Genomic DNA, 608 nt, shown 5'->3' with positions numbered 1-608 from the left:
CTGACTATTTAGTGTATTACTATTGAAAATAAGTGTAATAGTCATAACGATAATTACGCATAAAATAAAAGTAATAAATGAACCTGTCGCATATACATAAGATAACCCTTTAATTACACTATATTGTGTCAGCCAATTATGCAATAACATAAAACCGAGAGGAAGTGATATTATTACTGCTATGACGATAGGTGTAATGTTCTGCTGTATAAAGAAAATAATATGCGTATAAATTGATCCGCCAATAGACTCCATTATTGCTAGTGTTTTTTCGAGCCGTTTGGTCTCTGAGGTGCTGATTATTATTGTGCTTATTAATACTAATTTGACTGTAAATAATGTTACCGTGTTGATCGTATTATACATAAGTATATTATTACTGAAATATTCTTGGTGTAACTTGCTGACTGATTTTATATGCTCAGTATTAACGTGATAGCGTTTTAATATTTTCTCTATTTTCCCGATGTCTTGAATGTTTTCAAGTTTGACCGCGCCATAGCGTTGGGGATTGTTTTGAATGAGAATAAGTAAGGGAGGCGCTGTCTCCTCTCTATCTGCCAGATAAAAGTCATCGATCACATTCAGTACCCTAACTGAATGTTGCG

At 33.4% G+C, this 608-nt stretch carries 1 pseudogene; it reads right to left on the bottom strand.

Going from position 1 to position 608, the window contains the following annotated elements:
- Positions 1–582: pseudogene (locus V1952_RS22385) on the bottom strand (ABC transporter permease); the annotation flags it as partial.
- Between the last annotated feature and the right edge of the window lie 26 nt (positions 583–608).

The organism is Yersinia sp. 2542 StPb PI, assembly GCF_048593855.1.
Classification (GTDB): Bacteria; Pseudomonadota; Gammaproteobacteria; order Enterobacterales; family Enterobacteriaceae; genus Yersinia; species Yersinia enterocolitica_E.
Note: the sequence above shows the minus strand (reverse complement) of the source record. Positions and strands in the feature narration are given on the sequence as shown.